The sequence below is a fragment of the Cryobacterium sp. 10I5 genome (assembly GCF_035019865.1).
Classification (GTDB): domain Bacteria; phylum Actinomycetota; class Actinomycetes; order Actinomycetales; family Microbacteriaceae; genus Cryobacterium; species Cryobacterium breve_A.
Map to the genome: position 1 here is coordinate 53,748 of NZ_JASJVI010000001.1, position 13,274 is coordinate 67,021.

Here is a 13,274-nt window from a genome sequence, read left to right on the forward strand (position 1 = left end):
TGTGACAAATCCGGCGGCGCGATGTTCGCCTTCGCCGGCGGCGCCGGCGTGGCGGTGGGCACCGTCCTCCCGGAGCAGACGGACATCGTCGCAGGCACCTCAAACGCCGGCGAGCCAGAGGTCCGGACCGAAGATCTCGTAGTGGATGCGATTGGCCGGGACTCCTGCCGCCAGCGCCTGCGAGCGCAGGCTGCGCATGAACGGGAGCGGCCCGCACAGGTAGACCGAAGCGTTGTCGGGAATGGTCACATTCTCGAGAGACATGAATCCCTCGTGGTGTCCCGCGCTCGGGATTTCCAGCCAGAGCTCCAGCTCGGCGGCCTCGAGCAGGGCGATGTCCTCGCTCATCTGGTCGCGCAGCGCCCAGCGTTCCAGGTTGCTTTCGGCGTGCAGGACGAGCACTTCGCGCTTCGAGGCACCGTCCACCAGCGAACGCAGGATGGACGCGCTTGGCGTGCAGCCGATGCCGGCCGAGGCCAGGACGAGCGGGCCGTCGCCCCGGTCGAGGGTGATGTCCCCGCAGGGCACGGAGAGGATCAGTGTGTCGCCGACCTGTACGTCGCGGTGCAGGGCTGGGGAGACCTCGCCGTTCGCGTCCAGCTTGGTGGTGAAGACGCGTGTCGTGGCCGTGCCGGCTGACAAGGAGTATTGCCGCACCTGATGGATGCCGTCGGGCATCCGCACGGTGACGCTCACGTACTGGCCGGGCAATGCGGGCGAGACCGGGGTGTCATCGGCCGGTTCGAGGGTGAACGTGACGGCGTCGGTACCGGCCGCTTCCTTCTTCACGACGACCCAGGGCGCGAGGGGCTTGTCGCTTGCGAGGCCGGAGTACAGCCCGCTCTCCATCTTGATCAGGGCGTGCGCCATCAACCAGTAGACCTCGGTCCAGGCGCCCGCGATCTCCGCTGTGACGACGTCGCTGAGCTCGTCGGCGATGGCTTCGAAAAGGTATTTGTAGACGATGTCGTACTGCTCGGGCCGGATGTCGAGGGAGACGTGCTTGTGCGCGATGCGGGAGAGCATCGCCTCGGGAGTGGTCTCGGGATTCTGAACCAGGTGCGTCGCGAACACTGCGATGCTGCCGGCGAGTGCCTGCTGCTGAGAGCCGTTTTTCTGATTTGAGCGGCTGAACAGGCCATTGAAGAGCTCGGGGTGGGCGGTGAGCATGCGGCCGTAGAAGTTCCTGGCGATTTCGGGCATGCGCTCGCCCACGAGGGGCAATGTCGCTTCGATCAGGGGCAGAGACTGGGCAGAGAGCATGTTGACTCCAAACATTAGGTATTTAAATCAAAACTATCATTTTTATTTCTTACTGTTGGATTTTGCGCAGTTCACCTGAACCGATCCCTGCGATTCGACCTGATCACGCTGGATTCATTTTTCACGGTGTTCCGCGATTGTCGCCGTCGGTCGCCGAGGTCAGGGTGGTAACTACGCGGGCGCTCACGCCCGAAACCACCTAGTCCGAGGAAGCACATGTCAGGCTCTTCCACACTCCTCCCGTCGAAACTCAAACCCGATCTCTCCAACTGGGATCCGGAGAACGAAGAAACCTGGGATTCCAAGCTCGCCTGGCGCACTCTGTGGATCACGACCTACACACTCACCCTGAGCTTCGCCGCCTGGTATCTCGTCAGCGCCATCGCACCGCGGCTCAATGACATCGGTTACACCCTGACTCCAGGCCAGCTGTATTGGCTCGTTGCCGTGCCCGGGCTTGCCGGCGGACTCCTACGCCTCGTCTTCATGTTTCTGCCCCCGATTATGGGCACCCGCGCGCTCGTCGCTATGTCCTCTGCACTGCTCGTGCTCCCGATGCTCGGCTGGACGCTCGCGGCCCGCGACACTTCAACTCCGTATTGGGTACTCCTTGCCCTCGCTTTCGCGGCAGGGATCGGCGGCGGAACCTTCTCCGGTTTCATGGCCTCCACGAGCTATTTCTTCCCTAAGCGTCTCGCCGGCACCGCTCTCGGCCTGCAGGCGGGGATCGGAAACTTCGGCATCGGGCTGATCCAGCTGCTGCTGCCCTGGGTTGTCGGCTTCGGCCTGCTCGGTACTGCAGCACTGACCCCGCAGAGTAGCGCGAAGGGCCAGCTGGTCTGGCTGCACAACGGTGGACTCGTCCTGATCCCGTGGGCGCTTCTTGGAGTTGTGATGGCGATTGTCTTCCTGCGCCGGGTGCCCGTGACCGCCAACTTCCGCCAGCAGATGGACATCTTCCGCATCAAGCACACCTGGCTCATGACGGCGATCTACCTCATGAGCTTCGGGCTGTACAGTGGCCTCGCTGCCCAGATGGGCTTGATCATCCTGAACGTCTACGGCCACTTCCCGCACGCGCCGAACCCGCTTGCCTTCGCCTTCATCGGTCCGCTCGTCGGCGCCGCCGTCCGCGCGGCGTGCGGCCCCCTCTGCGACAAATGGGGTGGCGCGGTCTTCACTCTCATTGGCGCCGTCGGCATGGTCGCCGGCACTGTGTTCACGTCATTCTTCCTGGCACCTACAAGCGTTGACCAGTTCTGGGGCTTTCTCAGCGGGATGATCGCGATCTTCTTCTTTGCTGGCTTCGCCAATGCGGGCACCTTCAAGCAGATGCCTATGATCTTCCCGAAGCGTCAGGCCGGCGGCGCCATCGCCTGGACGTCCGCGATCGCAGCTTTTGGTCCATTCATCGTGGGTATCGCCCTGACCCTGGTCAGCCCGACCTCGTTCTTCGTCGGCTGCGCGGTCTTCTGCGTCTTCTGCACCTGGCTGACCTGGCATTTCTACGCACGACCGGGCGCTCCCTTCCCCGGTTGACCTGAGCAGACTGATCCGAGCGAACTAAACCTCGGAGAGCAGGCCCGCCGTTCCTGGCCCATCGGGCCGAGCGGCGGGCCTGCTAACGTGACAGCATGGCGCTCACGCAATTCACCGCAGGCGCCACTGGCACCTGGCAGATCGATCGCATTCTCGCTGTCACGGGTTCCACGCTTGCCCTGGCCGGACGCCTTGAGGTATCGGCGCTGCCGCCGACCGCACGCCCAGATGCCGTGTGGATGCTGAGCGGCGCCACGAGCTACAAGCGCTATACCGAGCGCGCCGAGCAGGCAGCTCTCGATGCCGCCCAGCCTGCCCTCGGCCGACCAGAGGCCCGGTGCGCCGCGCTCATCCCGATCAGAAAGACCGCCCGCTGGTGGGATCTCCCCCAGGATGAGCGGAGGGCGGTATTCGAGGAGACGAGCCACCACATCGCAGTCGGGCTCGAATACCTGCCCGCGATCGCTCGGCAGCTGTACCACAGCCGTGATCTGGGTGGACCCTTCGATTTCCTAACCTGGTTCGAATACGCGGCCGGGGACGCGTCCGCGTTCGAGGAACTCCTGGCACGGCTGCGCACGAGTCGCGAATGGGACTACGTCGAACGTGAAGTCGATATTCGTATCAGCCGCTAGACCCACCGATTCAGCGGCGGGCGGCATCCTTGTCCCGGGCGGAGGTCGGCAGTACGCTCTTTTCCCAGCCGCGTCGGGCCTTACGAGCCCCGGATCCCCGATGCGTGTCCCGCGAGCGGTAGACGATGTACGGGCGTACGAAATAGCCGATCGGCGCCGAGAAGACGTGAACAAGCCTGGTGAAGGGCCACAACAGGAACAGCAGTGTCGCGCTGAGCACGTGCAGCTGGAAGAAGAATGGCACGTTGGCCATCAGAGCAGGGTCAGGCTGGGCTGAGAGCAGGCCGCGCACCCATGGCGAAATCGTGCCCCGGTAGTCATATCCAGCACCGAGCACCTGGAAGAGGACCGTCGCTGTAGTCCCAAACAGCAGGGTCGCCCCCAGGAGGGCGTACATGACCTTGTCCATCACCGTGGTCGCGAGCAACACCCGGGTGTTGAGCCTGCGCCGGTAGATCAGGATGGCGAGCCCGGCGAGCGTGAGCACGGCCGCGATACTGCCGAGCCAGGTGGCGCCCACGTGGTAGATCTCATTGGAGACACCGACGAACTCGAGCCATTCCTTGGGCACGAGCAGGCCAACCACGTGGCCGCCCAGCACCATGAGGATGCCGTAGTGGAACATCGGTGATCCCCAGCGCAGTAGCCGGTTTTCGTAGACCTGGCTCGAGCGGGAGGTCCAGCCGAACTGGTCGTGCCGATAGCGGAAAATGTGGCCGACCACGAAGACGGCCATGGCCGCGTAGGGGAACGCCACCCACAATAGAAAGTCGATCGGGTTCATACCCTGAGTTCCTCACTCGCAATGCCGGACGGCGAAAATGGTTTGAGGTTGCCGAGGAAGGTCATACCGACTGTTTCGGTCGGGGGGCCCTCGTTGACGAGGTTGAGATATCGCTCCCGAGTTTCCTCATCGATGGCAGGAAGCGAGAGCGACACGGCCTCGACGACGTGCGCGTAGGGACTCTCGATGGTTTCGAGTGCGGTGCGGAGCACCTCGATGCCGTCCCGATGAGCCGCGAGCAACTCCTGCGCGATGGGCGAATCGCTGAGCGCCGAGAATTCGAGGACCATAGGCAGGTAGTCGGGCAGTTCGTCCACCGCAACCTCCCAGCCGGCGGCATGATAGGCCTCGACAAAACGCACGAGGGCCATGCCGCGACGGCGCGTATCGCCGGCCGCGTAGTACGAGAGATACGGGCAGCATTTGCGTTTGAGGTCGAAGGTCGCCGTGAAATGCACCTCAAGTTCCTGCTGGCCCATCTCCCCCGCGGCGGTCAAGAACTCCTCGAAGGCGGTCCGAAGCGGATGCGGAAGCAGTGCGACAGACTCCGCGACCGCACCGAAGCGCGCACGACGCGTGGTGGTCGGATAGTCGAGCAGGATCGACGCCGCCATGTGCGCGATGGCCCCGTCCTCGGCACTGAGCGGGATTGCCGTGACTTTGCGGGGCGGAAGCTTCGGGAGCCTCATGCGGGGCTCCCTGCGTCAGCTACCGGCGGGAACAAGCCGTCCGGTCGGCCACCGCCGTTCCAGTTCAGGAGGTTGATCCGGCCAGGCGTTGTCGGTTTGGTCTTCTCTCCGCCTTTGCCGATCATCTCGTTGTAGTTGTCGACGGTGGCGTTGAACGGCATTCCCGGAGTCTTGCCATAGGGTCCCGCGGTCGAGGTCGGACCGCCCATGCCTGGTCCCCCGTCCGTGTCAAGCGAACATGCCAGCTCTTCGAGCTCGCGAGCGGTCTCCACGTGCGCCTTGGGAATGACGTAGCGATCCTCGTACTTGGCGATCGCGAGGAGCCGGTACATCGCTTCGATCTCGGTGCCGGTCATGCCGACGGCCGCGGGAATCGACTCGTCGCGGTCCTTGCCGAGGTTGATGTCGCGCATGTACGAACGCATCGCGGCGAGCTTCCGCAGCGAGGACTCGACCGGGACGACATCGCCGGCCGAAAACAGTCCGGCAAGGTATTCGACGGGAATTCTCAGCTTGTCGATGGCCGCGAACAGGGTACGGGCGTCCTCGCCGTCGTTGTTCGTCGTCGAGATGACGTCGACGACCGGGGACAGCGGCGGGATGTACCAGACCATCGGCATCGTGCGGTATTCGGGGTGCAGCGGCAGCGCCACCTTGTACTCGGAGATGAGCTTGTAGATCGGGCTGTTCTGGGCGGCGAGGATCCAGTCGTCCTCCATACCTTCCGCCTTCGCCGCGGCGATAACCTCGGGGTCGAACGGGTCGAGGAATACCCCGCGCTGGGCCTCGAGCAGGTCCTGGTCGTTCTCGATCGCGGCGGCGGCGAGCACGGCGTCGGCGTCGTAGAGCATCAGCCCCAGGTAACGCAGCCGGCCGACGCAGGTCTCCGAGCAGATGGTCGGCTTGCCCTGTTCGATCAGGGGATAGCAGAGCGTGCACTTCTCCGCCTTGCCGGTCTTGTGGTTGAAGTAGACCTTCTTGTACGGGCAGGCCGAGACGCACATCCGCCAGCCGCGGCAGGCATCCTCGTCGACGAGGACGATACCGTCCTCCTCGCGCTTGTACATCGCACCGGAGGGGCACGCCGCGACGCAGGCCGGGTTCAGGCAGTGCTCGCAGATTCTGGGGAGGTAGAACATGAAGGTGTTTTCGAATTCCATCTTCACGTGCTCGCTCATCGTCGCGAGGATGGGGTCGTCAGCTGCGGTCTCCTGGGAGCCGCCGAGGTTGTCATCCCAGTTGCCGGACCACTTGATGTCCATGTTCTTGCCGGTCAGGAGGGATTTGGGCCGGGCGACGGGGCTCTCAGTGCTGAGCGGCGCCTTCGTGAGCATGTCGTAGTCGTAGGTCCACGGCTCGTAATAGTCGTCGATGACGGGCAGGTCGGGGTTGTTGAAGATCGTGGCGAGTCGCTTGAGGCGGCCGCCGGAGCGCAGTTTCAGGCGGCCGCGCTTGTTGCGCACCCAGCCGCCGTTCCACTTCTCCTGATCCTCGTACCGCTTCGGGTAGCCGAGGCCGGGCCGGGTCTCGACGTTGTTGAACCAGACGTATTCAACGCCGGTGCGGTTGGTCCAGACCTGCTTGCAGGTGACGGAGCAGGTGTGGCAGCCGATGCACTTGTCGAGATTCATGATCATCGACATTTGGGCCATTACGCGCATTTAGTACTCAACCTCCTGGCTGCGTCGACGGATCACGGTGACCTCATCGCGTTGGTTCCCGGTCGGGCCGAGGTAGTTGAAGGCGAACGACAGCTGGGCGTAGCCGCCGATCAGGTGACTGGGCTTGAGCAGGATTCGGGTCAGCGAGTTGTTTGTCCCGCCGCGCATGCCGCTCGTTTCAGCGATCGGCACGTTGATCGTGCGGTCCTTCGCGTGATACATGTACACGGTGCCTTCGGGCATCCGGTGCGACACGATCGCCCGCGCGACGACAACTCCGTTGCGGTTGTACGACTCGATCCACTCGTTGTCGCGAACGCCGATCTTGTCGGCGTCCTGCGGGGACATCCAGATGGTCGGGCCTCCACGGGACAACGAAAGCATCATCAGATTGTCCTGGTATTCGGAGTGGATCGACCATTTCGAGTGCGGCGTCAGGTAACGCACGGCGACCTCCGCCCGGCCCTTCGACCCGGTCGAACCGGTCGCCGCCGTCGAGCCGACGATCGAGTCGTCAAAGAGACGGTGCATGTCGAGAGGCGGCCGGAAAATCGGCAACTGCTCCCCCAGCTCGATCATCCAGTCGTGGTCCAGGTAGAAGTGTTGCCGCCCGGTCAGCGTGTGCCACGGCTTAAGCCGCTCGACGTTGATCGTGAAGGCACTGTAGCGACGGCCGCCGTGCTCACTGCCCGACCACTCCGGGGACGTGAGCACCGGGACCGGCGCACCCTGGACATCCGAGTAGGTGAACCGGCGGCCCTCATTGTCGCTCGCAAGGTCGGCGAGCTTCATACCCGTGCGCTCCTCCAACTGACGGAAGCCCTGAGTGCCCAAGCGCCCGTTGGTGGTGCCGGAGAGTGCGAGCACCATCTCGCATGCATGGCTCGCGGTCGTCAGGCGCGGACGGCCGGCGGCCGGGCCGCTCTCGACCAAGCCGTTCTTCTTGCCGAGATAGTCGACCTCGACATCGGGGTTGAACTTGACGCCCTTGGTCACCATGCCGAGCTTCGCCGTGAGCGGGCCGAGAGCACCGAGCATGTCGGCGAATGCCGGATAGTCGCGCTCGACGACGACGAGCTTGGGCATCGTGATCCCGGGCACCAGTGGCTGGCCGTATTGCACAGTTCCGTGCGGGGTTGCCATTGCGTCGGGAGTGTCGTGACTCAGGGGAACTGCTACGAGGTCTTTTCGCACACCGAGATGTTCGACAGAGAATTCGGAAATCTTCTTCGCCAAGATGTGGAAGATGTCGAAGTCGGTCTTCGCCTGCCACGGCGGGGTGATCGCGGGGTTGAACGAGTGAATGAACGGATGCATGTCCGTCGTCGACAGGTCATTCTTCTCGTACCAGGTGGCCGGCGGCAGCACCACGTCGCTGAAGATAGTTGTCGAGGTCATCCGGAAGTCGCTTGTGACGAGCAGGTCAAGCTTGCCCTCTGGCGCGGATTCGTGCCATTTCATCGTCTTCGGGCGCTTTTCGGACGGGGACTCCGGCGCGCGCACGGCACTCGTGGTGCCGAGCAGGTGCTTCAGGAAGTACTCATTGCCCTTGCCGGAAGAGCCGAGCACGTTCGCCCGCCAGACCACCATCACGCGCGGGAAGTTCTCCGGGGCGTCCGGGTCCTCGACGGAGTAGGCGAGGCTGCCGTCCTCCAACGACTCGACGACGTACTGGGCCGGGTCGACTCCGGCCGCGACTGCGTCGTCGACAAGGTCGAGCGAGTTGCGGTTGAAGGTCGGGTAGCTGGGCATCCAGCCGCGCTTTGCCGACTCTACGAGGCAGTCCGCCGTCGTGCGGTCGGCGAAGGTGCCGACCCCGAGCGGGCTCGAGAGCGTGTCGGCGGAGAGGCCGTCGTAACGCCATTGGTCGGTGGCGAGGTAGAAGAACCCGGTGCCGATCATCTGGCGGGGAGGACGAACCCAGTCCAGTCCGAACGCGTACTGGCCGTAGCCCGTGAGGGGGCGTACCTTCTCCTGCCCGACGTAGTGCGCCCAGCCGCCGCCGTTGACGCCCTGGCAGCCGGTCATAGTCGTGAGTGCGAGGAAGGCGCGGTAGATGGTGTCGGAGTGGAACCAGTGGTTCGTGCCCGCCCCCATCAGGATCATTGAGCGTCCGCCCGATTCCTCGGCGTTCTGTGCGAACTCGCGCCCGATGCGTTCTGCGGCCTGCATCGGTACGGAGGTGATGCCTTCCTGCCAGGCGGGGGTGCCTGGGGAGGTTTCATCGTCGTAGCCGGTCGGCCAGACACCGGGGAGCCCGTCCCTGCCGACGCCGTACTGGGCGAGGAGAAGGTCGAAGACGGTTGTCACGAGTTCTCCGGCGACGCTCCGTACGGGCACACCACGGCGGATGATGCCTGCGCCACCGGCCTGCTGTTCGCCGGCCTCGTCTGTCGTGGGCGAAATGTCGAAGCGGGGCATGTCGACGGCAGCGGATGCACCGTCGTAGTCGGGCGCGTCCATGATCGAGAGCAGCGGGTCGACGCCCTCGAGATCGAGGTTCCATTTACCGACATCTGTTTCGGAGAAGCGGTGCCCGATGGATCCGTTCGGGATGATGGTGCGGCCGTCCTGGTCGAGGAGGATCGGCTTGAACGCCGCGCTCGCGACCGTCGGCTCGGTGTCGGGGAGGGCATCCGCCGTCATGAACTTGCCGGGCACCCAGGCGTCGCCGCGTTTCGTGAGCATGATCAGGTAGGCGGAGTCGCTGTAGCGCTTCATGTAGTCGACGAAACGCGGGGTGCGCCGGTCGACGAGGAACTCCTTGAGAACGACGTGGCCCATTGCGATCGCAAGGGCGCCGTCGGTGCCGGGGTGCACGGCGAGCCATTCGTCGGCGAACTTGGAGTTGTCGGCGTAGTCGGGCGAGACCGTGATGACCTTCTGGCCGCGGTAACGGGCCTCGACCATGAAGTGCGCGTCGGGGGTGCGGGTGACCGGCACGTTCGAGCCCCACATGATCAGGTACGACGAATTCCACCAGTCGGCGGATTCCGGGACGTCCGTCTGGTCGCCGAAAACCTGCGGGCTGGCGACGGGGAGGTCGGCGTACCAGTCGTAGAAGGACAGCATCGTGCCGCCGAGCATGGAGATGAAGCGGTTACCGACGCCCTGCGAGACGATCGACATCGCCGGGATCGGCGAGAAACCGGCGATCCGGTCCGGCCCGTAGGTCTTGATGGTGTGCACGTGTGCGGCGGCGACGATTTCCGCGGCCTCGTCCCAGCTCGCGCGCACCAGGCCGCCCTTGCCGCGAGCGCTCTTGTAGGCCTTGGCGGACTCGGGGTTGCCGGTGACGTCGGCCCAGGCGAGCACCGGGTCGCCGAGGCGTGCCTTCGCCTCACGGTAGAGGTTGAGCAGCACGCCGCGCACGTAGGGGTACCGCACCCGGGTCGGCGAGTAGGTGTACCAGCTGAATGCTGCGCCGCGGGGGCAGCCGCGGGGTTCGTACTCCGGCGAGTCCGGGCCGACGGAGGGGTAGTCGGTCTGCTGGGTCTCCCAGGTGATGATGCCGTCCTTGACGTACACCTTCCACGAACAGGAGCCGGTGCAGTTCACGCCGTGGGTGGACCGCACCTCCTTGTCGTGGGTCCAGCGGTCGCGATAGAAGCTGTCGGCGTCCCGGCCGCCTTCGAGGAACAGGGAGCGCAGGTCCGGCGAGGTCTCGCCCCTGCGGAGGAAACGACCGAGGTTGAGGATGCTGTCCGCAATCGGACTGTCGATACCCGGCTTCGTGCCCGGCTTGCCCGCGTTCCGCTTGGAAAAGCTCGAGTCCTTGAGAGTTTTCACGACGTACCCCTTGCACTCCCGGGCATCACCGCAGTCAGCAACAGCCTCGCTACTGAGTCTCACGGGCACCCGAACGGGCTACAAGCGGAAAACGCCGTGAATAATAACCGCGTCGGTCTCGGTGGGCTCCCGAACCGGTCCGGCATCGGCCCCCTCGGATTCCTCACACTCAGCACCCTCGTCCGAGTGCCGGAGATCTAGTGTGCAGGAGTCCGGCTCGTCGAGCGGATGCAGCGCGTCGGCCGTCAGCGGACCGCCGGTCTGCTGCAGGATCCCCTGGAGCAGGCCGAGGTGCACGCGACAGACCTCCGGGTGTTCCTTGACCATCTCGCTGTACGGACAATCGTGCAGCCTGACGTGACGCCCGTCCGCGTCGATCCTCCCGTCGAACCCCGTCTGGTCGAGGTGGTCGTCGAGGGCGTCCAACTGACGCTGGAGCGGTGAGTCGATCGCCGCGGTGAGGGGCAGCATCCGCCGCACCTGGTCGCCCCGGCGTTCGGCGGCCTCGACCTTCGCAATCCGGATCGAGCCCTCCCGATGGTCGACACCGGCAGCCGCACTGTAGAGCATCCGCGGCCGGCCCTTGACGTCGCGCTCTTCGGGTTCGCATGTGACGAATCCATCGTTGATCAGGCGTTGCAGGTGTTCCCGTGTCGTGTTGTGGTGCAGCCCGGAAGCCTCGGCAAGGTCACCGACCGTCATCGTCCCGCGCTGTTGCAGAAAGTACAGCAGTTTGATTCTGCTGAACGAGGCGAGCGTGCGGTAGCTCGACGGTGGGCGTGAGGACATGGGTCTACTATCCGCTCTTTGCCAGGAAGCCGCCATGCTGTGCCGCGTTTGCGGGGTAAATCACTTGTGCGACGCATACCCCTGGGCGCACGAACGGCTCGAGGCGGATGCCGATTGTGGGCGCGTGCATCCGGTCCAGCGCACCCTGCATCAGTCCGCGGTGCACCGAGCACACAATGGCGCTGTGGTCTTTCGCAACGTCGAGGAACGGACAGTGGTGCAGCTCGATCGCGGTGCGGTCCTCCGACAGGGCGGGGGCGAAACCGACGCCGTCGAGGATCTCGACCACCCGGTCGATCGCTTCAGCAGGATCGATCGGACCGGCAGCCGGCTCGTCGACGGGCACGTACTGCTCCGACCAGCGTCGCCCTGCGTCGGCGGCCCGTTCACCGCCCACGCGCGCGTCAGGGGCTCCTGCGGCGAGGCCGTCCGCGAGAAGGCCCGCGAGGAGCCGGTAGGAGTCCACGGAGGTCCCGGATTCTGTAGGTCCGGCGGAACCGGGGGCTGAAGGGTCCGTCTCGGGCGCGACCGCGGTGTAGAGCAAGCGGGGACGGCCGGGCCGTGTGCGCGCCTCGATCGCCTCGGTCACGAGGCCGACCTCGAGGAGCCGGTCGAGGTGTGAGCGAACGGTGTTGGGGTGCAAGCCGACCGCCGCCGCAAGTGCGGGAACGTCCAGGGGCGCCAGGTTAGTGCGGAGCACGTCGAGCAGGGCGACGCGGCTCACGCCGGAGAGGGCCCGGTGGGTACGGGCATCGAGGTCGGGGACAGGCACACCCCTAGTTTTCCCTATAAGTATGGTAAAAACAACTGAGGTGCGCATTCGAGCTGCACCGGACCAGGATCACGTGACTGACACCGCAACACGCGCAGTTCGGTACCTGCACCACGATGCCGGAGAGCGTCCCTTCATCGTGATCTGGGAGGTGACCCGGGCCTGCCAGCTCGTCTGCACGCATTGCCGTGCGGACGCCATTCGCACCCGCAATCCCTTCGAGCTGACCACCGACCAGGGCCGGAAGCTCCTGGACGATCTCGCATCGTTCGGCACGCCCCGCCCGCTCGTCGTCCTCACCGGCGGCGACCCCTTCGAACGCCCCGACCTCCCCGAACTCGTGGCCCACGGAACGGGCCTGGGGCTCAGCATGGCCCTCTCGCCCTCCGTCACTCCGCGCCTTACCCGGGAGGTGCTCGTCGAGCTGCACGAGGCCGGGGCGAAGGCGGTGTCGCTCTCCCTCGACGGGGCATCCGCGGCGACCCATGATGCCTTCCGCGGTGTCGACGGGGTCTTCGACGACACGATGGTCGCCGCACGGATGGTGCGCGACGTCGGCTACCGCCTGCAGATCAACACGACCGTCACCCGCGACACCGTGCACGAGCTCCCTGCGATCCTGAAGACGGTCCTCGAGCTCGGCACTACGCTGTGGAGCGTATTCTTCCTCGTCCCGACCGGGCGCGGAAAGCTTCTGAACGCGCTGACCGCCGCCGAGGCCGAAGAGGTACTGCACTGGCTGCACGATGTCTCCGAACTCGTCGCGATCAAGACGACGGAGGCGCCGCACTTCCGCCGGATTGCGATCCAGCGCGCCGGTGCCGCCGATCTCGATGCGGCGTTCCCCGTCGGCCCGTTGCGTGCCCGGTTGCGGCGCGACACCGCGGAGCTCCTGACCGGGGACGAGCCCAGGCGCCGCGCCCCCCGCGCCCCGATCGACGTCAACTCCGGACGTGGCTTCGCATTCGTCGACCACGTCGGCGCGGTCTACCCGAGCGGGTTCCTGCCCGTTTCGGTCGGTTCGGTGCGCAAGCAGCCGTTCCCCGAGATCTACCGGGAGGCGCGGCTACTCCAGGAGCTGCGCACCCCGGATTCCTTCGGCGGCCGGTGCGGCGTCTGCGAGTTCCGCTCGGTCTGCGGCGGCTCCCGTTCGCACGCGTACGCGGTCACCGGCGATCCTCTCGCCGAGGATCCGAGCTGCGCCTACCAGCCCGTGGCCCCGTCCCGGTCCCCTGACCCATTCGACGGACTCCCTCGGCGCCAAGCTCTTCGTGGATCAGTTCACGAGCAGTAGGGGCGAGTACGGGCCCGCCGACTCCGGCGTGGCTACTCGGGATTTTCGACGCTCTATCT

10 protein-coding genes are annotated in these 13,274 nt (G+C 65.3%); 3 read left to right on the top strand and 7 right to left on the bottom strand.

Going from position 1 to position 13,274, the window contains the following annotated elements:
• Positions 1–99 precede the first annotated feature (99 nt).
• Positions 100–1,263 (bottom strand): globin domain-containing protein, encoded by a 1,164-nt coding sequence (locus QN350_RS00240; RefSeq protein WP_322139771.1) that lies wholly within the window; start codon positions 1,261–1,263, stop codon positions 100–102.
• A gap of 216 nt (positions 1,264–1,479) precedes the next feature.
• On the opposite strand from QN350_RS00240, the gene QN350_RS00245 reads away from it, so the two are divergent.
• Together QN350_RS00245 and QN350_RS00250 are read left to right on the top strand one after the other, a co-directional pair.
• Positions 1,480–2,802, top strand: coding sequence for an MFS transporter (locus tag QN350_RS00245; RefSeq protein WP_322139770.1), 1,323 nt, complete (start codon positions 1,480–1,482; stop codon positions 2,800–2,802).
• Between the two features lie 95 nt (positions 2,803–2,897).
• Positions 2,898–3,437 carry a chlorite dismutase family protein gene (locus QN350_RS00250; protein WP_281534875.1) on the top strand — a complete coding sequence of 180 codons (540 nt, stop codon included), beginning with the start codon at positions 2,898–2,900 and terminating at the stop codon, positions 3,435–3,437.
• Between the two features lie 10 nt (positions 3,438–3,447).
• On the opposite strand, the gene narI is transcribed toward QN350_RS00250, so the two are convergent.
• The 6 genes from narI to QN350_RS00280 form a co-directional block, all read right to left on the bottom strand.
• Positions 3,448–4,221 carry a respiratory nitrate reductase subunit gamma gene (narI, locus tag QN350_RS00255; protein ID WP_281534874.1) on the bottom strand — a complete coding sequence of 258 codons (774 nt, stop codon included), beginning with the start codon at positions 4,219–4,221 and terminating at the stop codon, positions 3,448–3,450.
• On the bottom strand, positions 4,218–4,910 hold the full coding sequence (gene narJ, locus QN350_RS00260; protein WP_322139769.1) for a nitrate reductase molybdenum cofactor assembly chaperone: 693 nt from the start codon (positions 4,908–4,910) through the stop codon (positions 4,218–4,220). The genes narI and narJ overlap by 4 nt, the downstream gene beginning before the upstream one ends.
• The gene (gene narH / locus QN350_RS00265) at positions 4,907–6,571 is read right to left on the bottom strand and encodes a nitrate reductase subunit beta (RefSeq protein ID WP_243013471.1); all 1,665 of its coding nucleotides are present in this window, start codon (positions 6,569–6,571) and stop codon (positions 4,907–4,909) included. The genes narJ and narH overlap by 4 nt, the downstream gene beginning before the upstream one ends.
• Positions 6,572–10,294, bottom strand: a complete 3,723-nt coding sequence (locus QN350_RS00270) for a nitrate reductase subunit alpha (protein WP_323515621.1) — start codon at positions 10,292–10,294, stop codon at positions 6,572–6,574.
• Between the two features lie 144 nt (positions 10,295–10,438).
• On the bottom strand, positions 10,439–11,149 hold the full coding sequence (locus QN350_RS00275; protein WP_322139768.1) for a helix-turn-helix transcriptional regulator: 711 nt from the start codon (positions 11,147–11,149) through the stop codon (positions 10,439–10,441).
• A 7-nt stretch (positions 11,150–11,156) separates the two neighbouring features.
• The gene (locus QN350_RS00280; protein ID WP_322139767.1) at positions 11,157–11,921 is read right to left on the bottom strand and encodes a helix-turn-helix domain-containing protein; all 765 of its coding nucleotides are present in this window, start codon (positions 11,919–11,921) and stop codon (positions 11,157–11,159) included.
• Positions 11,922–11,994: 73 nt separating this feature from the next.
• Between QN350_RS00280 and QN350_RS00285 the strand changes: the two genes are divergently transcribed.
• Positions 11,995–13,215: a TIGR04053 family radical SAM/SPASM domain-containing protein gene (locus QN350_RS00285; RefSeq protein WP_322139766.1), complete on the top strand. Its 1,221-nt coding sequence runs from the start codon at positions 11,995–11,997 to the stop codon at positions 13,213–13,215.
• Positions 13,216–13,274: the final 59 nt, after the last annotated feature.